General features: G+C 64.6%; 20 protein-coding genes and 1 pseudogene. 7 read left to right on the forward strand and 14 right to left on the reverse strand.

What is annotated here, in order from left to right; all coding sequences use genetic code 11:
• Positions 1-32 precede the first annotated feature (32 nt).
• Positions 33-1,295 carry a DNA recombination protein RmuC gene (locus AC1DBE_RS09880; protein WP_476879427.1) on the reverse strand — a complete coding sequence of 421 codons (1,263 nt, stop codon included), beginning with the start codon at positions 1,293-1,295 and terminating at the stop codon, positions 33-35.
• A 169-nt stretch (positions 1,296-1,464) separates the two neighbouring features.
• Here AC1DBE_RS09880 and ychF point away from each other — a divergent pair, with 169 nt between their 5' ends.
• On the forward strand, positions 1,465-2,550 hold the full coding sequence (ychF, locus tag AC1DBE_RS09885; protein ID WP_476879426.1) for a redox-regulated ATPase YchF: 1,086 nt from the start codon (positions 1,465-1,467) through the stop codon (positions 2,548-2,550).
• Positions 2,551-2,634: 84 nt separating this feature from the next.
• Here ychF and AC1DBE_RS09890 read toward each other — a convergent pair whose 3' ends face one another.
• The 5 genes from AC1DBE_RS09890 to AC1DBE_RS09910 all read right to left on the reverse strand — a co-directional run bounded on the left by AC1DBE_RS09890 (position 2,635) and on the right by AC1DBE_RS09910 (position 7,560).
• Complete coding sequence (locus AC1DBE_RS09890) at positions 2,635-3,327, reverse strand: hypothetical protein (RefSeq protein ID WP_476879425.1); 693 nt, start codon at positions 3,325-3,327, stop codon at positions 2,635-2,637.
• Positions 3,328-3,544: 217 nt separating this feature from the next.
• Positions 3,545-4,666 carry an enolase C-terminal domain-like protein gene (locus AC1DBE_RS09895; RefSeq protein ID WP_476970386.1) on the reverse strand — a complete coding sequence of 374 codons (1,122 nt, stop codon included), beginning with the start codon at positions 4,664-4,666 and terminating at the stop codon, positions 3,545-3,547.
• Positions 4,667-4,811: 145 nt separating this feature from the next.
• Positions 4,812-6,380: a GMC family oxidoreductase gene (locus AC1DBE_RS09900; RefSeq protein WP_476970387.1), complete on the reverse strand. Its 1,569-nt coding sequence runs from the start codon at positions 6,378-6,380 to the stop codon at positions 4,812-4,814.
• A 68-nt stretch (positions 6,381-6,448) separates the two neighbouring features.
• Positions 6,449-7,105, reverse strand: a complete 657-nt coding sequence (locus tag AC1DBE_RS09905) for a gluconate 2-dehydrogenase subunit 3 family protein (RefSeq protein ID WP_476970388.1) — start codon at positions 7,103-7,105, stop codon at positions 6,449-6,451.
• Entirely contained in the window at positions 7,102-7,560 is a 459-nt protein-coding gene (locus AC1DBE_RS09910) for a hypothetical protein (RefSeq protein WP_476970389.1), read from the reverse strand. The genes AC1DBE_RS09905 and AC1DBE_RS09910 overlap by 4 nt, the downstream gene beginning before the upstream one ends.
• Before the next feature lie 78 nt (positions 7,561-7,638).
• On the opposite strand from AC1DBE_RS09910, the gene AC1DBE_RS09915 reads away from it, so the two are divergent.
• Entirely contained in the window at positions 7,639-8,154 is a 516-nt protein-coding gene (locus tag AC1DBE_RS09915) for a MarR family winged helix-turn-helix transcriptional regulator (protein WP_476970390.1), read from the forward strand.
• A 12-nt stretch (positions 8,155-8,166) separates the two neighbouring features.
• On the opposite strand, the gene AC1DBE_RS09920 is transcribed toward AC1DBE_RS09915, so the two are convergent.
• The 5 genes from AC1DBE_RS09920 to AC1DBE_RS09940 all read right to left on the reverse strand — a co-directional run bounded on the left by AC1DBE_RS09920 (position 8,167) and on the right by AC1DBE_RS09940 (position 13,689).
• On the reverse strand, positions 8,167-8,556 hold the full coding sequence (locus AC1DBE_RS09920; RefSeq protein ID WP_476970391.1) for a hypothetical protein: 390 nt from the start codon (positions 8,554-8,556) through the stop codon (positions 8,167-8,169).
• Positions 8,553-9,575, reverse strand: a complete 1,023-nt coding sequence (locus AC1DBE_RS09925) for an SDR family oxidoreductase (protein ID WP_476970392.1) — start codon at positions 9,573-9,575, stop codon at positions 8,553-8,555. The genes AC1DBE_RS09920 and AC1DBE_RS09925 overlap by 4 nt, the downstream gene beginning before the upstream one ends.
• A gap of 59 nt (positions 9,576-9,634) precedes the next feature.
• On the reverse strand, positions 9,635-11,407 hold the full coding sequence (locus AC1DBE_RS09930; RefSeq protein WP_476880120.1) for a glycoside hydrolase family 15 protein: 1,773 nt from the start codon (positions 11,405-11,407) through the stop codon (positions 9,635-9,637).
• 107 nt (positions 11,408-11,514) lie between these two features.
• Positions 11,515-13,350, reverse strand: coding sequence for a thiamine pyrophosphate-requiring protein (locus tag AC1DBE_RS09935; RefSeq protein ID WP_476970393.1), 1,836 nt, complete (start codon positions 13,348-13,350; stop codon positions 11,515-11,517).
• 120 nt (positions 13,351-13,470) lie between these two features.
• The gene (locus tag AC1DBE_RS09940) at positions 13,471-13,689 is read right to left on the reverse strand and encodes a hypothetical protein (protein ID WP_476970394.1); all 219 of its coding nucleotides are present in this window, start codon (positions 13,687-13,689) and stop codon (positions 13,471-13,473) included.
• Between the two features lie 234 nt (positions 13,690-13,923).
• On the opposite strand from AC1DBE_RS09940, the gene AC1DBE_RS09945 reads away from it, so the two are divergent.
• Both AC1DBE_RS09945 and AC1DBE_RS09950 read left to right on the forward strand, forming a co-directional pair.
• Complete coding sequence (locus AC1DBE_RS09945; RefSeq protein ID WP_476970409.1) at positions 13,924-14,988, forward strand: sodium:calcium antiporter; 1,065 nt, start codon at positions 13,924-13,926, stop codon at positions 14,986-14,988.
• 156 nt (positions 14,989-15,144) lie between these two features.
• Complete coding sequence (locus AC1DBE_RS09950; RefSeq protein WP_476970395.1) at positions 15,145-15,777, forward strand: hypothetical protein; 633 nt, start codon at positions 15,145-15,147, stop codon at positions 15,775-15,777.
• Between the two features lie 210 nt (positions 15,778-15,987).
• Here the strand turns inward: AC1DBE_RS09950 and AC1DBE_RS09955 are convergent, their stop codons facing one another.
• A complete protein-coding gene (locus tag AC1DBE_RS09955; protein WP_476970396.1) occupies positions 15,988-16,488 on the reverse strand; it encodes a DUF4188 domain-containing protein in 501 nt (166 codons plus the stop codon).
• Positions 16,489-16,540: 52 nt separating this feature from the next.
• Between AC1DBE_RS09955 and AC1DBE_RS09960 the strand changes: the two genes are divergently transcribed.
• Together AC1DBE_RS09960 and AC1DBE_RS09965 are read left to right on the forward strand one after the other, a co-directional pair.
• Positions 16,541-17,110, forward strand: coding sequence for a TetR-like C-terminal domain-containing protein (locus tag AC1DBE_RS09960; RefSeq protein WP_476879983.1), 570 nt, complete (start codon positions 16,541-16,543; stop codon positions 17,108-17,110).
• 132 nt (positions 17,111-17,242) lie between these two features.
• Positions 17,243-17,767, forward strand: a complete 525-nt coding sequence (locus tag AC1DBE_RS09965) for a hypothetical protein (RefSeq protein ID WP_476879982.1) — start codon at positions 17,243-17,245, stop codon at positions 17,765-17,767.
• Positions 17,768-17,842: 75 nt separating this feature from the next.
• Here the strand turns inward: AC1DBE_RS09965 and AC1DBE_RS09970 are convergent, their stop codons facing one another.
• Positions 17,843-18,865 (reverse strand): AI-2E family transporter, encoded by a 1,023-nt coding sequence (locus AC1DBE_RS09970; RefSeq protein ID WP_476970397.1) that lies wholly within the window; start codon positions 18,863-18,865, stop codon positions 17,843-17,845.
• Positions 18,866-18,987: 122 nt separating this feature from the next.
• Complete coding sequence (locus AC1DBE_RS09975; protein WP_476970398.1) at positions 18,988-19,704, reverse strand: VTT domain-containing protein; 717 nt, start codon at positions 19,702-19,704, stop codon at positions 18,988-18,990.
• Positions 19,705-20,887: 1,183 nt separating this feature from the next.
• Between AC1DBE_RS09975 and AC1DBE_RS09980 the strand changes: the two are divergent.
• Positions 20,888-20,950, forward strand: a pseudogene (locus AC1DBE_RS09980) (hypothetical protein); the annotation flags it as partial.
• Positions 20,951-21,222: the final 272 nt, after the last annotated feature.

Here is a 21,222-nt window from a genome sequence, read left to right on the forward strand (position 1 = left end):
ACCGGGCCGGGCGGCCCTTACCCCGGGCAGCCCTAGGCTGCCGACTCTTCCGCGGCGTCGTCGTCGGATTCCTCTGCGGCGGCTGCGTCCCCTGTGGCGATGCCCTGTTGCAGCTCCGGTGCGGCCACCGAACGGGGTGTCGCCTCAACGGTGATGGGTGTGGCTAGGCTAGCGGCATCCAGGGCATTCAGCTTGCGCGCGGTCGGCAGGACCCGGGCCTCGAGGGTGCCGACCAGGGAGTTGTAGCGGTCCACCGACGTCTTCAGCGACGAGCCCAGCTTGGTGACGTTGTCGCCCAGTGTTCCCATCCGCTCGTACAGCTGCTGCGCCAGTTCGAAGAGCTCGCGCGCGCTGTCCGTCAGCACATCCTGCCGCCACGTGAACGCCACAGACTTGAGGACTGCCAGCAGGGTCCCCGGCGAGGCCAGGACAACATTCTTGGACAGGGCATAGTCCAGCAGGGCGGAATCGGCGGTGAGTGCGGCCGCCAGAATCGATTCGGCGGGCAGGAAGCAGACCACCAATTCTGGCGCGTTGCCGGGAATGTCCCAGTACTTCTTGTTGCTCAGCGCGTCCACGTGGGCCTTGAGGGCCTTCGCATGGGTAGCGAGCAGGGCCTGCTGGTTGCCCGCCGTTCCTGCGCCCCGGCCGCCCGGCTGGCTGCCAAGCTCCTGTGCCTCCAGGTACGCGGTCAGCGGCACTTTCGCATCCACGACGAGCTGCTTGTCACCCGGGAGCTGGACCACGAGGTCCGGCCGAACCGTGGTGTCGGAACCGGAGCTATGCAGTTGCTCATGGAAATCCACATGGCGCAGCATCCCGGCCGCCTCCACGACGCGGCGGAGCTGCACCTCGCCCCACTGGCCGCGGGCGCTGTTGGACCGCAGCGCCGACTCGAGCGCATGCGTTGACTTCAGCAGCTGTTCGTCGGAGAGCCTGGCCTCCTGGAGCTGCTGGGCAAGCTGCCCGTACTGCTCGAGCCGGTCACGTTCCAGGAGCGACACCTGCTGCTGGACAGCTGTCAGCTTCTCCGCCACGGGTGCCAGGGCGCGGAGGACGCTGCCATCCTGCGTCCTGGCATCGCCCAGCTCCCGGTTTTGGGCCGCGAGAAGGCGACGTTCGGCGTCGGCGGCGGCATACCGGGCGTTCACCTCGGAGAGACGAGCCGAAACGCCGTCGAAGTCCTGTTCAAGGGCAGCGCTGCGGCGCCGCAACACCACGAAGGCAAAGCCGGCCCCGGCTACGGCGCCGATCAAGAGCATCAGCAGGGCAAGAATTAGTGCGAAAGCGTCCATGCCTTCACTCTGGCACGCAGCTCCGACAGTTTTAGCCAGGACGCACTGGGCGGGGTGCGGGGAGCCTGCCCGCCGAACCTCGGCTGATGCGGATCCGGACCGGGGCCGGCCGCGCGCGTGGTCCCAAGGCCGCAAGGGGTGAGGGCGTTTACCGGTAGAATCTATACTCGTGGCTCTTACTATTGGCATCGTCGGACTGCCCAACGTCGGCAAATCAACCCTTTTCAACGCACTGACCCGCAACCAGGTGCTCGCAGCGAACTATCCGTTCGCCACGATCGAGCCCAATGTCGGCGTCGTGAACCTGCCGGACCCGCGGCTCGAGAAGCTGGCGGCCATCTTCGGGTCCGCACGCCTGCTCCCCGCTGCCGTGTCCTTCGTGGACATCGCGGGCATCGTCAAGGGCGCGTCCGAGGGTGAAGGCCTGGGCAACCAGTTCCTCGCCAACATCCGCGAGGCCGAGGCCATCGCCCAGGTGGTCCGCGTCTTCGATGACCCCGACGTCATCCACGTCGACGGCAAGGTCGATCCCCGTTCGGACATGGAAACGATCAACACCGAGCTGATCCTCGCCGACCTCCAGACCATCGAGAAGGCCGTCCCCCGGATCGAAAAAGAAGTCAAGATCAAGAAGCGGGAAGCCGCCGAACTCGCTGCCGTCCAGGCCGCGCAGGCCGTGCTGGAGCGCGGCGACACTATCTTCTCCTCGATCAAGAGCGACAAGCTGGAGATGGGGCACCTCAAGGAGCTTGGCCTGCTCACGGCCAAGCCGTTCATCTACGTTTTCAACGCCGACGAAGGCATCCTGGGCAGCCCGGAAAAGCAGGAAGAGCTGCGCGCCCTCGTGGCCCCGGCCGACTGCATCTTCCTGGACGCCAAGCTCGAATCGGACCTCGTCGAGCTGGACGAGGAAGAAGCCCGCGAAATGCTGGAAATGAACGGCCAGGACGAGTCCGGCCTTGACCAGCTGGCGCGCGTCGGGTTCCACACGCTGGGCCTGCAGACCTACCTGACCGCCGGACCCAAAGAGACCCGCGCCTGGACCATCCACCGCGGCGACACCGCACCGCAGGCCGCCGGCGTAATCCACTCCGACTTCCAGCGTGGCTTCATCAAGGCCGAGGTTGTCTCCTTCGACGACCTCATCGAGGCCGGCTCCATGGCCGAGGCCAAGGCCCGCGGCAAGGTCCGCATTGAAGGCAAGGAATACGTGATGGCCGACGGCGACGTGGTGGAGTTCCGCTTCAACGTGTAGTTGAGTTCCGCCTCAACGTCTCGTGTTGAGCCTTGACGACTTTGTGGCCGTCGGGTTCTTGCTCGTGCCGGAAGGAGCGTGCGTTCAGCTGAGAAGCGAAACGGCCCGGGAGATGACGAGGGCCAGAAGGACGAATGCTCCGGCTGCCTCCACGCCCATCATGGCTTTTGCCCGCGCAGACAACGGCATGGTGTCGGTGGGGCTAAAGGCCATGGAATTGGATAGCGAGAAGTATGCGTAATCGATGAACGATGCGACCCACCCGGTCCGCTCGGAGGACCTCGCAGCGACCTCCTCAATGGCGTCTCGGTCCTCGTCTTGAGGGAACCGGAAGTCTGCTGGCGGCATGTCCTCGCGTTCGGCGTGGCGGCGGGTAACAGGGCCACCTCGGTCCATCTCCCAGAAAGCCAGGGCGAACGCAATGATGTTGGTGACCCAGATCTGCAGTGCAGCAAACAGGATTACAGGGCCATCGCTGTTGCCCGAAGTGGTGAGCCGGATGACCACCTGTACCAGGGCCACCTCGTTCGCGGCGACCAGAAGCAGCGCCTGGCCGGTAGCAACGTTTTTTGACCGCCGCGTTTCCCTGTGGAACCGGTGCGGATTCAGGTGCACGAGCGGGATCAGCATCGTCAGACCAACGCCGACCACCGTATACCTGAGCCACGGAAGGAAGGAGCTGGGCAGCGCGGCATAAAGGCCCAGCGCGACGAGCAGTCCAATCACCGCTGGCCACCGGTGCTCGGCGCGGGCGTCAGGGGTATCGGTATCAGCCATGGCTCAGTCTGTTTCCTGCTTCGGCCGCAGCCCGGGCTCCTTTGTCTCGGTTCCGTGTTCTGAGGCTGACTACCCCGTTGCGGTCACTGCGGTCACTGCGGTCACCGCATAGAGCCGGAAATGAGTGGCCTCGGGAATGGCCGGTCGGTGCTGCGGCCCTCGCTCGTGCCGGCATCAGCGATATCCTCCTTGCGGACTGTCTGCGGTGTTGCGGCGCCTACCCCACCCGGTACTTTTCGACGGCCTCCCAGCGGAACGCGAGGCCGTTGCCTGAGGAGTTGGCATCCGGTGCGATTGCTCCGCCGGTGGGGTCCAGGGTCCCGTCGAAGAACGTCCGTTCGATTCGTACGTGGTCGTGGAACCACTCCAGATGCCGGAAGTTTTCTGTCGCGGCGGCGACGTGGGCGCTTAGGTTAGGTGCGCAGTGGCCGGACACCTGAAGCCCGTACGCTGCCACAAGGGAGGCGATGCGCAGCCATTGGGTGATACCGCCGCAGCGCGACACATCCAGCTGGACGCAGTCGACGGCTTCGGCCCGGCACAGGCGCTCGAAGTAGAACACGTCTGTACCGTATTCACCCGCGGCGACGTCGGCAGCTATCGCCTCCCTGACGGTCCGCAGGCCGGCCAGGTGGTCGGAGGAGACAGGCTCTTCAAACCACGCCAACCTGGAGTCGCCGGCCGCTTCGTAAACCCTCACCGCTTGTTTTGCCGTGTAGGCACCATTGGCGTCAACGAACAGCTCAGCGTCGTCTCCTATGGCGGTTCTGGCCTGATGAATGCGCTCCAAATCCCGGGGAATGGCGTTCCCCCGGTCCTGTCCGATCTTTATTTTGACCCGTGGGATGTGCTGGCCGTGCACCCAGCCGCCCAGCTGGTCCTCCAGTTGCTGGCGGGAGTAGGTGGTGAACCCGCCGCTGCCGTAAATATCGACCTCGTCGCGCACCGCTCCCAGGAGGCGGTAGAGGGGAAGGTCAAGCAGGCGTGCCTTCAAGTCCCACAGGGCACAGTCCACCGCGGAGATCGCGTAGCCGGCGAGCCCGCTGCGGCCGGTATTGCGCACGGCCTGCAGCATCGCCAGCGCGGCTCCTCCGGTATCCCACGCAGACCGTCCGGAGACGGCTGGCGCCAGCAATCCTGTGATCAGCTGGGCGCACGAGGGTGGAGCGTAGGTCCAGCCAAGCCCTTCGCAGCCGCCGGCGCTGGTCCGGACCACCACCATCGTGGTGGCGTCCCAGGCGAAGGTGCCGTCTGCCTCGGGGATATCGGTGGGAATCGTGTAAGTGCTGACGTCCAGGCCGGTGAGGGCCGGATCGGGTCTGGTTCCCGTGGCGCGCATGGCTCAGCCTTTCCTGTGCGGGAGGAATACCTGCAGTGTGGTTCTAGCTTCCCGAGATCGGTTCAGCAGGTAATCTTCGGACTGTGGTTCTGGCATGGTCCGTTCCTTGGGTGGCGGCGGCCCGGATACGCGGCCGGTAGTTCGCTCAGGCCGCATTGTTGGCCCCGCCCGCGATCAGCCGTTCAGCGGCGCGCGCTGCGACCGCCATGATGGTCAATGCCGGGTTGGCGCTTCCTTGGGTGGGCAGCACGCTGCCGTCCGTGATGTAGAGGTTGGGCACGGCGAAGCTGCGGCACTCCGCGTTCACGACGCCGTGGCGCTCGTCCGCCGCCATCCTGGCCCCGCCCACCAAATGCGCGTAGCGCTTGATGGTGATGACCTCATCGGCCCCGGCGGCCTTAAGGATCTTCTCCATGACGTCCTGTGCGGCGCCCATCAGTCGGCGGTCGTTTTCGCACTGGGAGTAGTGGAAGTGCGCTACCGGCATCGCGTTTCGGTCCTTTTCCTGTGCCAGGGTGACGCGGTTATCCGCCTGCGGCAGGAATTCACACAGGGCGCCAAGGCAGGCCCAGTGCACGTAGTCGCTCATGTATGCGCGCAGCTTTCCTCCCCAGTGCCCCTGGGTGGCGACGTGCTCGGCCCAGGTGATGGGCAGCGGTGACACTGTCTGTATAGAGAACCCGCGCTTGTACGGCTTGGAAGGGTCCGTTTCGTAGAAGTCCTCCGTGCTGACCTCCGGTGGGGGCGCCTTCCACATCCGCACTTCAGCGTCGAACCGGCCCGCCGTCTGGGGTGCCCCCTGGACCATCAGGTACCTCCCCACCTGGTCGAAGTCGTTGGCTAACCCGTCCGGGAAACGCTTGGAGGTGGAGTTGAGCAGCAGGCGGGGGGTCTCGATGGAGTAGCCGGCGACGGCGACGATTCGGGCGCGCTGGAAGCGCGTGCGGCCGTGGCGGACGTAGTGTACGCCGGTGGCTTTGCCCGTGGTGTCGTCCACTTCAATCCTGGTCACCATCGAGTCAGCCCGTACTTCTGCGCCGTGGTGCAGGGCATCCGGGATATGGGTGATCAGGGGTGAGGCTTTTGCGTTGACCTTGCAGCCCTGCAGGCAGAAGCCGCGGTAGATGCAGTGTGGCCGGTTGCCGAAGCGGCCGTTGGAGATCGCGACTGGGCCGACCTTCGCGGTGATACCGCAGGCCAGTGCGCCGCGCAGGAAGAGCTCACCGTTCCCGGAGACGGGATGCGGGCGGTGCGGATACGAGTGTGGATCGCCCCACGGCCAGTGTTCCCCGGCCACCGGAAGTTCGCCTTCGATGTCCTCGTAATACGACTTAAGATCCTCGTACTCGAAGGGCCAGTCGGCGCCCACGCCGTCGGCCCGGTAGGTGTGAAAGTCACTGGGATGGAATCTGGGGGTGTAACCGGCATAGTGCACCATGGAGCCGCCCACGCCGCGGCCCGAGTTGTTTGAGCCAAGCGGCACCGGATCGTCCCCGGAAATTACCCGTGGTTCCGTCCAGTACAGGTGATGCGAGGCCGCCTCGTCGCTGACCCAGTCGCGCTCCGGGTCCCAAAACGGGCCCGCGTCCAGGGCCACGGCCTTCCAGCCGGCGCGGGCCAGACGCTGCAGCAGGGTAGAACCGCCCGCGCCGCAGCCGACTATCACTATGTCAACCTCGTCCTCGTCCCGGAACCGCGCCATGTCGGTGCGCATGGCATGATTTGTTCCCGGTACGGGAGGCAAGAGCCATGCAGAGGCATTCCGATCCCTCACCGGCGCCATCAGTGCCGCCTCCCTTTCCTGGATTTTGTTTTGGGACTGGCCGGATCCTGTCCGGGGCGGGCATCCGCCACTTCGAAAGGCTCACGGGCGTCCAGTCCAAGATTCTTGTATCCGCGTGGATAAGCGGGCCCGGCAAAACCAATCTCATCCCAGGCCAGGGGATGCGAGTAGAAGGCCGTGCACGCATACCGGGTCCAGAGGCTCCACACCTGGGATGCCTGCCGCCCCCGCCACTGTTCGGCGTGGTGAATGTCCGTCAGGAGGTCTTCCTGCTCATCCCAGGACAGCTCGCAAAACGCGTTCCCGCTCCGTGCCCGGGCCTCGGCGTCCAGCGCCGCGAGGGTGCTGCGCCAGGCCGCCGGATCCGGTTCCATGCCCTCGTAGTGCCAGCCGTCGGTCTGGTCCTCGGCCAAACGTGAGTCGACCATGTTGACCACCGGGACCCGGGGTTCCTGGCGCTGGTCCAGCAGTTGGTCAAACAACGCCCTCGCTGCTGCCTCCTCCGCGACGGTGAAGAAGCGCAGGTCGGCCGGCCGGCCGAGGCGTGCCAGGACGACGCCTTGCGTCACCTGATCCCAGTGCCCGGACTGCCCCTGGGCATCGAAGCCGGGGAAGCGGCCGCCCCCGTCCTTCGGGTCCAGCGGCAGGGCCGTCACTTTTCCCTCCTGAGCACCGCGGCGAGCAGACCCATGCCGCCCACCAGAGTCACCAAGAGCGGGGCCAGCAGCGGAGGCCCCATTTCCATGTTGTACTTCAAGTTCGAAAACCCGCCGGGTTTCTGCGCAATGCCCCGGGCGTGTAGATATGTTCCCTGCAGGCCGTTGGCGACAATCGCTGCGGAGGCCAGGGGGAGCGCCGTTTTGGCCATCCGCCTGCTGAACACTCCAGCCACGCCGGCAGCTGCTCCGATCGGTCCGAGGGCAACAGGGATCCACATCAGTTTGTTGCCAAAGCTTGCCTTGTCATGCTCAAAATAGATTTCTGCGGCGGTCACGAGGGCGCCGATCGCGGTAAGCCCGGAAAGGGACCGCTCGAAGTGGCCGGTTTCCACGTTGCGGATCATCCGGTCTATCCCGTGGACGGTTGCCCCGGGTGTAACTGGTGTCTTCATGGCGCTCCTTGTCGTCAGACTGGTTCTGCCGCGACGCAAATATTTCACTTGCGCAACAGATGGATGGATACTCGTGGTGTGGCACATTCAGAAGATGCAGAACAAGCCGCCGGTGTGCGGACCATGCCGTTGGGCGGCAGTGAGGTGGATGCGGTGGTCCGGGCGGCCAACGTCTTGCTCCGGGTCGCCGCGCAGTCAGTGGCAGAAGTAGAAGACGTGGTGACGACGCCGCAGTTGCGGGTGCTGGTGCTCATCGCGAACCGCGGGCCGCAAAACCCCGGTGCTGTGGCTGTCGAACTGGGGGTCCATCCCTCGAACGCCACGCGAACGTGTGACAGGCTGGTACAGGCCGGGCTGATTGAACGGGGAGAGGATCCGCAGGACCGCCGCCTGTCCAAGCTGGTCCTCACCGCCAAGGGCATGCAACTGGTGGAGCAGGTCATGTCACACCGCCGTGAAGCGATAGCAGCGGTCCTGGAACACCTGCCCGCCCAGACCCGGAAGTCCCTGACCGAGGCCATGAACGCGTTCGCGAAGGCCTCCGGGGAGACTGAAACCGAAGACGGGCGCTTCGCCCTGGACCTCCACCGCTGAATCGACATAGTTTCACCGCCGCTTGCGGCGGGCCGCTGGCGGGAGCGCCGAGGGCCGGCGCGGCCTGATCCGGCCGCTCAGGCCAAATTCCGTACCTGCGAACAGGCCGGCAATCACAGCGTCCAGCGCGGCGACCCTGCGGCGCTGCCGATCCGTAACCGCCAACCCCACCATGCTGGCCGAGTGCAACGAGTCCACCACGCCGGCGCCGAGGTGCAGCAATCGGGAGGCGGGCGCAGCACCAACGACCAGCGCCTGCAGGAGGTGCCTTGCGCCAAGAATACGGACCACTGCGCGAACCCGCCGGTCCGGCTGGTGTCCGAGCGCCAAGCGGAAGATCATGCCCGGAAAGGCCAGCTGGCACAGTCCGTACGCTGCCCGGGTGGCTTCCATCGCCCTCACCGCCCTGTCCTTCCCAGCAGCGAAGCGCCGAAAGCCCACAGACCCAACGCGGTGGCACCGGCAGCCGCAAGGAGGGTGCCGTGGTGGTGGGAGGCCCATAGTTGGGGGCTCCGCGCCGCCGAGCGGGCATCAAACGCCCCATGGGTGCCGAAATCCCGGTCCTCGTCGGCCGGTTCCCAGAGGTTGACGGGCTGTTCCGGGTCGCGGCGTTGCGGCCTCTGCTGCGAGGCGAATCCTTTCCGGGCCAGGTACCTGTCAAGCAGCCCGGGGGCCACGGCGTTCGCCACCAGGGTGGCTGCGGTGCTGGCCCCCACCCAGTACTCCCGGCGCTGCGGATGGGCGGCGGCATAGAGCACCCCGCGGGCAGCGACTTCCGGCTGGTAGATCGGCGGAACCGGCTGGGCCTTGTTCGGCAGTCTGGAAAGCACCCAGCTGAACTGTGGTGTGTTGACCGCGGGCATTTGCACCATGGTCGTTTTGATCGGACTCCCGTCGTGCAGCAATTCGCAGCGAAGTGATTCATTGAAGCCCTGGATGGCGTGCTTGGCGCCGCAGTAGGCGGACTGGAGCGGGATGCCCCGGTAGGCCAGCGCCGAGCCGACCTGGACGATGGTGCCCCGGTTGTGTTTCTTCATGCGGTCCAGCGCGATCATTGTTCCGTAGACGTATCCCAGGTAGCTGACGTCGGTGACGCGTTTGTACTCCTCCGGCTTGATCTCGGCGAAGGGGGCGAATACGGAAGTGAAGGCAACGTTGACCCAGATGTCAATCGGTCCCAGTTCCTGCTCTATGCGGCTTGCTGCCGCGTCGAGGGCATCATGGTCGGACGTGTCCACCGCGATGGTCAGGGCACGGCCGCCCGAGTCTTCGACTTCTTTGGCTGCACCGGCAAGCCCTGCCTCGCCGCGCGCCAGCAGGGCGACGGAGGCACCATGCCGGCCAAAGGCAATGGCCGTGGCCCGCCCGATACCGCCGCTGGCGCCGGTGACAACGATTGTCTTGTCCCTGAAGGTGTTCATGCGTGCTCCTCGTCCTCGCCCGGGCAAGCTCGCCCGGAGGTGGTTGGTGGTGCTCACTGTCAAGAATTCAGGCCCCGCCATGGTGGCGGGGGATCCGCCAGCCGCCGGGATGTTTCCAGCAGGGCTGCGTGCACAAAGGCCTGGGGGAAGTTCCCCCGGAGTTGGCGTTGTTCGATGTCGTACTCCTCTGTGAAGAGTCCCGGGGAGCCGCAGGCGGCACGGTTTCTTTCGAACCAGCGAGCCGCTTCCGTGGTCTCCCCGCTTTGGTGGAGGGCCATGGCCATATCGAAGCCGCACAGCAGGAAGGCGCCTTCGGATTGGTCCAGCGGCCGTCCGTCCTGGCGGAAGCGGTACAGGTACCCGTCGTGGGCAAGGTCGTCCCGGATCGCTTTGAGAGTGGCCACGGACCGGGGATCGTCGGCCGGAAGGGCGCCCCGGATTACCGGGAGAAGCAGGGACGCATCGACCCGGTCGTCGTCGGGTGCCCGTTGCCACCGTCCGCTGGAATGCAGGCAGTCGTTGGCCACATCGGTAATGAGGGCGTCAGCCTGCGAGGTCCACGCGGCCCCCTGTTGCGGCGGGGCATTGCGGCCGATGGCGCGCAACCCGGCGGCGCAGATGAGGCGGGAGTGGGCCCACCTTCTGTTGTCGAGTTCCCACATGCCCGCGTCAGGTTCCTGCCACCGCGCCATGATGGCCTCCGCGCAGATCTCCGCCGCCTTCCAGTGCTCGAGGTTCAGACGGTCATGCTCCGCAGCGGCGGCGAACAGCAGCAAGGACTCCCCGAATGCGTCCAGCTGGAACTGGTCATTGACCCAGTTGCCGGCCTTGCCGGACCCCCCGGGGTAGCCGGGCAGCCCAACATCCCATTCATCCGGGACCCGGCCCCCCTCGGTGGTGTAGGCCGGCTTCATTTCCGGTCCGTCCGTGAGCAGCCTCGCCGAAACAAAACCGACCGCGCTATCCAGCAGCGGAAACATCTTGCAGGCCGCCACCGACTGGCCGACAAAGCACTGATCCCGGATCCACGCGTAGCGGTAGTCGTAGTTCCTTTTCTGCCCGGCCCGTTCGGGCAGGCCCATGGTCGACGCGGCGACCATGGCTCCTCCCACCCCGGTCATTCCGCGAAGAACGGCGTAGGACTGCCGGCAGTCGTCCGCGGATATGGTGTTGTCGAAGCGGGGGACTGCCGAGTGCCACGCATTTTCTGTCGCGCTCCACGCCGGAGCGGCCTGCACGGGCTCCGCGGGCAGTTCGCGGTTGGAGATTTCCAAAACCAGATCGTGGTGTTCGCCTTCGGCAAGTTGGAGAACCACTTCGAGTCCTTCCGATCCCGCCTTCGCCCCCGGCGCGCCGCCGAGGCGGATCCTGAGGTCTCCGGAGCTCGCGGTCCATAGACCGTCGGCACAGGAAAGCCTGGTCATCTTGTGCTTGCCGAAGTTCGCTCGGGCGTCCAACGTCACCCGCACGGTTACCTGGCCCCGCGCGGCACGGATCCGGCGCAGCAGCACGGCCCGGGTTGGATCCCCGGGGTACGCCAGCGCTTCCCGGCATTCAATAATTCCTGAGCCGGTTACCCACCGGCTCACCCAGATCAGCGTTCCGTCCTCGTACTGTCCGCCCCAGACGTTGTGCGGGTCGGTAGGCGTCACGGCGTACGTTCCGGGGCCGCCCAAGAGTCCCGAGAACACCGCGTCGTCCTGCCATTGCGGTGCACACATCCACACCACTTCCCCACCGGGGCCTATTAGGGCCGCACGGGCGCCGTCGGCAACCATTGCGTACTCACGTAAAACGTGAGGGGGAAAGCCCGGAAGCGAATTACTAAGCATGTTATGTAGCCTAAGCGCAATAATTGCGTTATCGCAATGAATAACCTGAAGAATTGCTGGGCGCCCGGCGGTGGCCGAGCTGGGATGGGGAATCGGCGGGGCGTTCCCTAGTGTTGTTTCTCTTCACGGTCCTGGCCGAGGTGGAGCTTTCCTTTGACCCGTTCGATTCCTTCGGAGACGAGAGCCTTGGCGGAGTCGCGCATGACATCGATCGCGTCGGGGTCTTTCTTGAGGAGGGCTTCTGCGGTGTGCTTGGCGAATTCAAGGGTGATATGCGGGGGAAGGGGAGGGACGTTTCTGCTGGTGTAGGCGTCGATGATGGTCACACCACGGTGCGCGAATGCGGCGTCCCAGGCGCCGGCGACCTCACTGTCGGTCTTGACCCGGACGCCGGTGAACCCGAGCAATTCCGCCCACCCGGCGTAGTCAACGGACAGGACGTCCTGTGAGGTGGACCATACGGGATTGGCGTCCTCGGTACGCATTTCCCAGGACACCTGTGTGAGGTCGTTGTTGTGCAGCACCATGATGATCAGCTGCGGATTCTCCCATTCCTGCAGGTATTTCTTGATTGTGATCAGTTCGTTCAGGCCGAGCATCTGGAAGGCCCCGTCACCGATGGTGCAGATAACAGGGCGGTCCGGATAGGCGAACTTTGCCGCTGTGGCGTAAGGCATCGCGGCGAGCATGCTGGCAAGGCGTCCGGAAAGATCACCGAGCATGCCGCGGCGGAGTCGGATGTGGTGGCCGTACCAGTCTGCCGTGGATCCGGCGTCGGCGGTGACGATGGACTGCGGGGGCAGGCGCTTGTTCAATTCGTGGTAGACGCGTCGGGGGTTGACGCCGTCCTGATAGGTCAGCATCGCCTGGGCTTCCATCTCGTTTTCCCACTCCACCATTTCCTCGGCAACGGTGTTCTGCCAGGAGAGGTCGGTTTTCGCCTCCAGATGCGGGATAAGCGCGGTGAGGGTTGCCTTCACGTCACCCCACAGGTTGAGTTCGGTGGGGTAGCGCAATCCCATTTGCTCGGGCTTGAGGTCGACTTGGATCGCGCGTGCCTGTCCGCTCTCGGGCAGGAACTGGCTGTACGGGTAGTTGGTGCCGAGGAATACGAGGGTGTCGCATCCGCTCATCTGGTGGGCACTGGGCAGGGAGCCGAGGAGACCGAGTTGCTGCGAGTGGTGCGGCACGTCGGAGGGGATCACTTGTTTGGCGCGAAGGGCCGTGATCAGGCCGGCACCGCAGAGCTCGGCGGCCCTGAGGACCTCGTCGGTGGCCCCGTTTGCGCCGTGGCCGACAATGAAGGTGACTTTACTGCCAGCATTGATGATGCCGGCGGCCTTCACGATCTCGCTTTCCGGGGGGACGATTGAGATGGACGGGGCTACGGCACTGGAGCGTGATACCCAGTTCTGCGGAGTGAGTTCGGGCATCTTCATTCCCTGCACGTCATGGGGGATGATGATCACGGCCGGGCCCAGCCGTACCCTGGCGGTACGGAAGGCGGTGTCAACGACAGCCTGGGCCTGCTCGGGTGAGACGATCGTCTGGACGTACACGGCGACATCCGACAGCGTGCGTTCGAGATTGCTCTCCTGCTGGGTGAAGGTGCCCAGCGCGTTCAGCCCCTGCTGGCCGACGATCGCGACGACCGGCTGGTTGTCCATTTGAGCGTCGTAGAGGCCGTTGAGCATGTGGAAGGCGCCGGGGCTGGAGGTGGCGACGCAGACGCCGACTTCACCGGTGAATTTGGCGTGGGCGGTTGCCATCAGCGAGCAGATCTCCTCGTGTGTGGGGCGCACATACTTCAGGCCCGCCTCGTCGCGTTGGGCCTTCTCCAAAGCGCCATCGAACTCGCCGATCCCGTCTCCGGGAAAAGCGAAGATGCGGCTGACTCCCCATTCCCTGACGCGTTGGACCACAAAATCGCTAACAGTTGCCATGGTTCTTCCTCCTTCTTCCGGTGTTGGGGGCCAGTCGGCGGCGTACGGCGATGGCCGTGACGGTCATCGTGAGCAGTTGGCTGCCTAGCTGAGGACCGCCGGCGCACCGCGGTACTTTGTTCAGCTGCCAGTCCGGACTGCGGCAACGGCGAGGACGAAGCCGGTGAGAGCAGAGGCGGCGCACAATATCCAGAGCACGCCGACGACGCCGCTGTTCTGCCGTACGACGCGCGGTCCCGCCGTGGAGGCGGCACCTGCCCGAACCAGGGCGGTGCCCGCGCTGGCGATGGCGATTGTCCAGCACAGCCACTGGATGACGGCTGTTGAACCCTGTTCCATGGTTTTCCCTTTCTAAAGGGGCATGTGCGGCAGGCGGCCGGCACGGACGTTCCTTGCATTTACGCTATCATTGCGTAAGCGCAATGGAAATAAGTTCACGCGGCCTCCTTGCCGTGACACCCGGGGACGCCCGCTGTGGGACGCGGTTCCGAAGGCCGCCGGGGATACCACTGCGTAAGCGCAATTGAATACTCCGTGAGTGGGTCAGCGAGCCCGGATTGGATCGTGGTAGTGATGGGGTCTTTGCCTCTGTGGCTTTTGATTGCTATTTTCGTCAGCGCCTCGGCCGTGATTTGGTTCGCTGGCATCCAGCTCTCCAGGAAGACCGACATTCTGGACAAACGATTCCATCTCGGCTCAGCTTTAGGCGGGTTGATCCTCCTGGCCATAGCGACGAATCTTCCCGAACTTGCCATCACCGTCAGCGCCGCCATCTCGGGGGAGCTGGAAGTGGCTGTGGGCAACATCCTCGGCGGCGTTGCGTTGCAAACGGTCGTCTTGGTGGTGCTGGACATCTTCGGCATCAAGGGAAAGCATCCCCTGACTTATAAGGCTGCGTCTTTGACGCTCGTCATCGAGGCCGTGACGGTCGTCGCGGTGCTTGCAGTGGTCATCGCCGGAAGCCAGATGCCGTCAGGAGTGGTGTTCGCGCGCCTGACGCCGAGTGCGGTTCTGATCGCAGTCGTATGGGTTGTGGGTTTGTTACTTGTCCAGCGTGCGCAGAAACACCTTCCCTGGCAGGAGGAAGGCGAGGCCCCGGAAAGCCAGTCCGAACCCAGGGGCCACAGCAAGGCAAAAAGTCAGCACGACTCCACGAAAACAAAGGGCACCGGCGCTTCGGTTGCTGTTTTTGCTGTCGCCGCCGTCGCCACCCTGATCGCCGGCGTCGTGCTTGAACAAAGCGGCAGTGCAGCAGCGGACCAGCTTGGTCTCTCGGGTGTGCTCTTCGGCGCCACTGTGCTGGCCCTGGCAACGTCCCTGCCGGAAATTTCTACCGGCCTCGCCTCGGTACGCCAGGGTGATTACAAGCTGGCAGTCAGCGACATTTTTGGCGGAAACGCCTTCCTTCCGGTTCTTTTCCTTCTGGCAGTCCTCATCTCCGGCAAGGCGGTCCTGCCGCAGGCCCAGGCCACCGACATCTATCTCACGGCCCTGGCGATCCTCCTCACCGTCGTTTACCTGCTGGGTCTGCTTTTTCGGCCCCAACGGCGCATAGCGCGGATGGGGGCCGATTCCCTTATCGTGCTGGTGCTCTATGCGCTCGGCGTCGCCGGACTCTTCGTCGTGGCCGGAGGATGAGGCGGGCAGTGCTGTTGCGCAGGCTACGAGGCCCGGTTGGCGCCAAAGGCCCCATCGGCGAGACATACGCGACGGGGGAAGCCTGTGGCGTTAAGAGCAGGGCCCTTGCCACACCCTGCGAGCGGGAAGCAGGGAACCACGATGAAAGGAAGCCCCATGACCACTGATCCAAGCAAAGCCGGCGCCGTGAATGCTGAGCCACTCACCGTGGACCCTACCGGGCAGGACCCCACCGTTAAGGACCCTGCTGCGGATAAGGACCCTGCTGCGGACGCGAAGCTGCAGCTTCAACTTGCTATTTTCGAGGCAAGCCAGGACTCCGAAGGTAAAAGCCTCGCCGAGATTCTTGAAAGCCTGCGGTCCGCCTTCGCCGCCCGCGGCGTTGCGGAACCGCCGGCCACTTGGTTGGAGTCCGTCGCCTCTTCAGCGTTCTATGGTGAGCCCTACCTCATTGATTTCCCCACTGCGGTCGCAGCAGACGCCGCCGTGCCCGCTCCGAATCAAGAAGTCCGGGACCGCCTCGCGGGCCGCCGCGAACTTCGGGCGGAAAAGCTTCCGCCCGGAATCTTCCCCTCTACGGACGACTGGGATGTTCCTGTCATCGAAGCTCCCGCGGGTGGCCCCGAGGCTGTGAAGCCGGCCGTCATTTCTCGGCGGGCGACGGGAATCGCTGTGGGCTTGGTTTTCGTAGGAGTCGTGGTTGCGGCCATAGTCGTCCAGTCTGCGCGGGCGTCCAACCGGCACCGGACGCCCCTGCGGGCCAACCCCCGCGGAGGGGAAGCCGGCTAAGGCGGCAAGCTCAGCGGCCCACTGGCTCCCCGCCGCTCTCCAGTTGGATGAAAGGTTCTTCCATGACGGAACGTGGTGGAGTTCCGCTTCAACGTCTAGTCCTCCTGAGACCGCAAAGGGATGGCCGCCGGGAACACCTGTTCTCGGCGGCCATGCACTTTTTCGGGCCGAGTGAAAATGAAGCCGCCTGCAAGCCTCGGCTGAGACCTCTCATTCGGACGGATGACGGCTCGACTCGTCCGCAGCAAAACGCTGGCGTGCTGTGTTCAGTCCTGGTCCGACCGGAACGTGGCCGGTTGCGGCTGCCAGCCCGAAGACTGGCATGTCGCTGTACATGCTTTCCCTGCCACCCGGGATTGTTTCGTAGGTCTCATGCCATATGCCGACGTCACCGGTGCCGGCAGATTCGCGCATGAACCTGCGCCAGGGCTCAAGGTGCGGCGCTGACCGGTCCGCCGCGAACCGTTGCAGATGCTCCGGGCTCTTCCAATAGCTGACAATGATGGTGGTCCGGCCGAACCATTGCTGGTAGCCCAGCAATCCGGCCTCCGGCGTCTTGGCCAGATAGTCGAGCATCTTTGGCATGGACGCGCCCACGCTTGCCACCTTCCCGAACTTTCGCCACCGGTTCGCGCGCATCCCGATGAGGAAGACCGTAACCGGGCCCCTGGGAGCGGCAGTGAATCGGCCTTTTTGCACTTGTGTCATCATTATTTCCTTTCCATAACAGTGTTACGGAACAGTGTTATGCCATACTGGGCAAATGGCAAGACCTGTAGTTCATGACGATGCCCTGCGCCGCAGCCTGCTGGAAACCGCAGCCTCCCAGATCGCCAGCGACGGCGCCGCCTTCGTGTCGCTGCGCGGTCTTGCTGCTGCCGCGGGGACCTCGACGACGGCGGTCTATTCACTCTTCGGAGGCAAAGCGGAACTGCTGAGTGCCGTGCTCGACGACGGCTTCGCTTCCTTTGCTGCCTCCCAAAAGGCGGCAGCTGCCGGGGGCCTCGAAGCACTGGGGCGGGCCTACCGGGCCTGGGCGCTGGAGCATCCGGTCCTCTACGGCCTGATGTTCGGCGGCTCATTGGCCAGCCAGGTGCCGTGCCGCCCGACGCCAGGAGCCGTTGAGCCAGCGATCGGGCCGCTGTTCGCCGCCGTTACATCAGCGCTGCCCGGAGCATCGGAGGATGAGATCGCCTCGGCGGTGGGAGTTGTGTGGGGCCAAGTCCATGGACTGGTGTCCCTGGAACTTGCCGGGACGCCAGCGGCCGGCTGGACTTGGGACGCGGCGTATGATGCCGCACTCGGGCAGATTGACCGCTCGCTGGGAGCCTAGGGAAGGACCTTGGCCCCAAGCGAAGGAAGGTTGGAAGTGGAGGTCTGACGGCCGTTGGTCCGGCTCCGCAAGTTATTCACATGTGGCAGGATTCTGAACCGCGCAACCTGCTGTCCGTTCAGAATCGGTCGTATGGGAATCCGATACTACGCCTACGCATTTGACCGTGATCAGGCCCGGAAAGCACTTGCTGACCCGCGCGCCGTGATCGGCCCCGACCCGCTCGCGGACGCATTCGGCCTTGAGCCTGGCTTCATTCAGGGCGTCACAGACCTCCGGCAATCTCTGCCGGAGCGCGACCTCCTTTATCTCGATAAGGCATGGCCGTATTTGCAGCGGCTAACCGCTCCCCGCTCTTCGGGTGCCGCGGCCAGAGCTTCCTACCGGATGTTCGAAGGGCAGGTGACACACTCCGACGATGGTTTTTCCTGGTACCCGTGGGTGCGTGCACTTCCGCCGCACGAGGTCGCACTGATTGCCCGGGACCTTGAAGCGATCAACCACCGCGACATCAACTCCGCCTTGGGCGGGTCCTGCTCATACGGCCAGTCGCTGGAGTCCGAGGTGGCCTATGCCGCCGCTTTCCTGGACAGAGCGAAAGTCTTCGTCAGCGCGGCCGCCTCGGACGGGCGCGGATTTGCCTACATCATCGGTTGATGGAGGTTCAGCAGCAACGGGCGGGACGTCGGGGGCGACCATTGTGTCCACCGGGAGCAGCCCCCGCTGCTGCTCTTACGCAGGGGCGATCGTCGTGTCCGGCGAGGGGGCCGGGACGGCAGGTTCGGGGCGGGCCACCGTTTTGTAAATGGTCCATCCGACGGCGGTAAGGGGCACCGCGAGCAGCGCACCGATGACGCCGGCCAGTGTCGCCCCGGCGGCCAGGGCGAGGATGATGACCAGTCCGTGGATTCGCAGGACATGCCCCATGAAGAGGGGCTGGAGGATGTGGTGTTCAAACTGATTGGCGGCGACCAGAATGATCAACACCACCAGGGCCGGCACCGGGCCGTTCTCGACCAGGGCGACCAGGACGGCCAGGCTTCCCGCCGCCGTCGCCCCGATGATCGGAATGAAGCCGCCCAGGAAGACTACTGCGGCCAGCGGCAGCGCAAGCGGCACTCGAAGGATCAGCAGCCCAATCAAAACAATCAGGGCGTCGATGCCCGCGATGATGAGCGTCCCGCGGACGTAGCCTCCCAGAACAACGATGCTGCGGTTCGCGGCAAGATGTGCCGTTTCCCGGCGATCCGCGGGGAGGAAACCGATAAGAAAGGCGCGGATCTTCTCGCCGTCCTTGAGGAAGAAAAACAGAATCACGGCCGTCAGGACCGTTCCTGCCGCTATCTCCCCGGCGGTCCTCAACCCGGTCAGTGCATCGGCGCCAAGATTTCCCCCGGCCAGGAACTTCTGGACCTCGGTTTTGAATGCGTCGATTTGAGCGTTAGACAGGGCGACCGGCCCGGTGGTGATGAATTCCTGGAGTTGTCCGACGCCGGCCTCAGCCCGGGCTGCCAGAGCAGGGGCCTGTTGCCGTACCAGTGTCACGATGCCCCCGACGACGCCGGCCGCCGCGGCCAGGATCACCAGGAACGACGACAGCACGGCCAAGGCCCGCGGCCAACCGTGCGCTGCCAGCCACCTGACGACAGGTGCCATCGCTGACGCCAGGATTAGGGCGATGAGGACGGGGGTCGTTACGAGCGGAACCCGCGTCGCTACGGTCACAACGATCCAGACCAGTGCGGCCAGGGACACTATCTGGATGGCACGGATGCTTGACCGGCCGAGCCGATCCGTCCATAGCCTGCCCAACCGGGGTGCAAGGGTCGGGGAGTTCGGTGGGCCCTGCGGCGTCCCCTCGCCCGATTCAACCTGGTTCATGACACGCCACCCTGCCGGTCAGGAAACTCCTGCTTTTGCTTACGGCGGTTCTTCACCAGTTCAACTCCGATCGGAACGAAGGAGGCCAGGACGATGATGATGAAGATCAGGTCGATGTTGGCGCCGATCCAGTCAAAGTGTCCCAGCCAGTATCCCAGCAGCGTGACACCCACACCCCAGAGAAGTGCCCCGGCGGCGTTGTAGAGGATGAACGACCGGTAGCGCATCCTCGCAACCCCGGCCGTCACCGGGAGGAAGGTCCGGACGATGGGTACGAAGCGGGCCAGCACCACTGACCGGCGGCCGTACTTCTCGAAAAAAGCATGTGCCTTCTCCACGTATTCGCCGCGCAGGAGCCTGGACTCGGGTTTGTTGAAGACGGAGGGTCCTGCCTTCCGGCCAATCAGATAGCCAGTCTGGTCGCCGGCGAAAGCCGCCACAAACGCCGCGGCTGCGAGGAGCAGGATGTTTACCTGGATGGTGCCGGTTGAAACGAGCAGGCCCGCCGTGAACAACAGCGAATCCCCGGGCAGGAAGAAGCCGACCAGCAGCCCTGTTTCGATGAACAGGAAAACGCACACGATGGCAACCGCCCACGGCGCGAGGGCCGGGTTGCGCAGGAACTCATTAGGATCCAGCCACGGGGGCAGAAGCCCGGTGACTGGTGTAACCGGGCCGGCGGGCAACGCCGCTGCGAACACAAGTGGGTTCATGCCTCCAGAGTAGGCCAGGGGGGTGCTGGTTTCCGGTGCTGCCGCGCGGGGGAGCAGCAGCACCGATAAGGGGAGAGGACCGTATGCCGGTGCCCGGGCGGGGATAGGTGGCGAGTGTCTGGATCGCGGATTGGGCGGCAGATGGTTGCCTGGAATAACCAAGGGCGTTACCTGGATTTAAGCTGGAATCCGTAGGTTCGTTGGCATGACAAAAGTCTCAAAAACAGCCAGTGGATCCACCAGCGGGCGAGAACCCGGCCCCTCCGTCCTGCGCCAGCTCTCGAAGTCGGTTCGCGCCCGCAAGCCCCTTGCCATTGTGGCGGCGGGCTGCACGTTGGCAGTCCTCGGCGGATTGGGTATCGCTGCCGCTTCGACGCTTCCGTTCGGTCAGCAGCAGGTCGGAACCCAGAACAACGACGGGGAGCAGATCTCCTCGAATCAGGTGATCAACCCCATCGGCGACCGTCTGATGACTCCGTTCGGCAAGATTATGGGCTCGACCGTCAGCCCGGACGGTCGCTATCTCGTCGCGACGAGCGCTGACCGCTCAATCGATGTGCAGGTTTTTGACCTCGCGACCTATAAGCCGGTGGCCGCTGCGGGCACGCTCTCGGATGCCTCATTTGCGGCCGCGGCGGGAAAAGCAGGCTTCGCCAACATGGCATACCAGCACATCACGGATGGCTCCGTAGGCCAGGAAGGCCCGGTCTTCTCACCTGATGGGAAGTTCGTCTACGAACCTGTTGCGGGCGGGATCCTCCGTTACCCTTTCAACCCTGACGGTTCGCTCGGGACCGCCACTGCCATCAGCATCCCCAACGCGGGCGACAAGCAGGCCCTGACTGCCGGCATGGCGTTTTCCCGCGACGGCTCGACCCTGTACGCAGCCGTGAACGGCCAGAACGCGGTCGTCGCAATCGACCCGACGTCGGGTACGGTCAAGCAGACTTTCAGTACGGGCATCGCCCCGCGGCAGCTGAAGCTCGTCGGAACCAAGCTGTACGTTTCCAACGAGGGAGGCAGGCGGGCTCTCGCCGGGGAACCGACCATGGATTCCTACGGCACGCAGGTTCCCGCAGACCCCAAGCTCGGCACCTCCACGACCGGCACGCTGAGCGTTATCGACACGACCGAACCCGCGGCGACGGTATCGTCCATCGACGTTCAGCTGCACCCGACCGCGATGTACCTTGACGGCCCCACGCTGTACGTGGCGAACACCAACAGCGACACCGTCTCAGTGGTGGACACCGCCAGCAACAAGGTTCTACAGACCATCGCGACGCAGCCGTGGGCGTCATCCCGGGTCGGCTATGAACCTACAGCCCTGACTATGCGGGGTGACCACCTGCTGATCTCGCTCGGCCGTGCGAACGCCGTCGCAGTCTACAAAATCAACAAACACGATCCCAGGGACCCGGCCAGCTACATCGGGCTGCTCCCGACGGACTACTACCCCGGCAACATCACCACGGTGAAGAACCAGATTGTAGTCACCAATGTCCGCGGCATCGACGC

Source organism: Arthrobacter sp. 10T416 (genome assembly GCF_056394165.1).

Coding starts and splice junctions, on each gene's coding strand:
- AC1DBE_RS09880 (WP_476879427.1), bottom strand. CDS start 1,295: ATGGACGCTTTCGCACTAATTCTTGCCCTGCTGATGCTCTTGATCGGC.
- AC1DBE_RS09890 (WP_476879425.1), bottom strand. CDS start 3,327: ATGGCTGATACCGATACCCCTGACGCCCGCGCCGAGCACCGGTGGCCA.
- AC1DBE_RS09895 (WP_476970386.1), bottom strand. CDS start 4,666: ATGCGCGCCACGGGAACCAGACCCGATCCGGCCCTCACCGGCCTGGAC.
- AC1DBE_RS09900 (WP_476970387.1), bottom strand. CDS start 6,380: ATGCGCACCGACATGGCGCGGTTCCGGGACGAGGACGAGGTTGACATA.
- AC1DBE_RS09910 (WP_476970389.1), bottom strand. CDS start 7,560: ATGAAGACACCAGTTACACCCGGGGCAACCGTCCACGGGATAGACCGG.
- AC1DBE_RS09925 (WP_476970392.1), bottom strand. CDS start 9,575: ATGAACACCTTCAGGGACAAGACAATCGTTGTCACCGGCGCCAGCGGC.
- AC1DBE_RS09930 (WP_476880120.1), bottom strand. CDS start 11,407: ATGCTTAGTAATTCGCTTCCGGGCTTTCCCCCTCACGTTTTACGTGAG.
- AC1DBE_RS09935 (WP_476970393.1), bottom strand. CDS start 13,350: ATGGCAACTGTTAGCGATTTTGTGGTCCAACGCGTCAGGGAATGGGGA.
- AC1DBE_RS09940 (WP_476970394.1), bottom strand. CDS start 13,689: ATGGAACAGGGTTCAACAGCCGTCATCCAGTGGCTGTGCTGGACAATC.
- AC1DBE_RS09945 (WP_476970409.1), top strand. CDS start 13,924: ATGGGGTCTTTGCCTCTGTGGCTTTTGATTGCTATTTTCGTCAGCGCC.
- AC1DBE_RS09950 (WP_476970395.1), top strand. CDS start 15,145: ATGACCACTGATCCAAGCAAAGCCGGCGCCGTGAATGCTGAGCCACTC.
- AC1DBE_RS09955 (WP_476970396.1), bottom strand. CDS start 16,488: ATGATGACACAAGTGCAAAAAGGCCGATTCACTGCCGCTCCCAGGGGC.
- AC1DBE_RS09960 (WP_476879983.1), top strand. CDS start 16,541: ATGGCAAGACCTGTAGTTCATGACGATGCCCTGCGCCGCAGCCTGCTG.
- AC1DBE_RS09965 (WP_476879982.1), top strand. CDS start 17,243: ATGGGAATCCGATACTACGCCTACGCATTTGACCGTGATCAGGCCCGG.
- AC1DBE_RS09975 (WP_476970398.1), bottom strand. CDS start 19,704: ATGAACCCACTTGTGTTCGCAGCGGCGTTGCCCGCCGGCCCGGTTACA.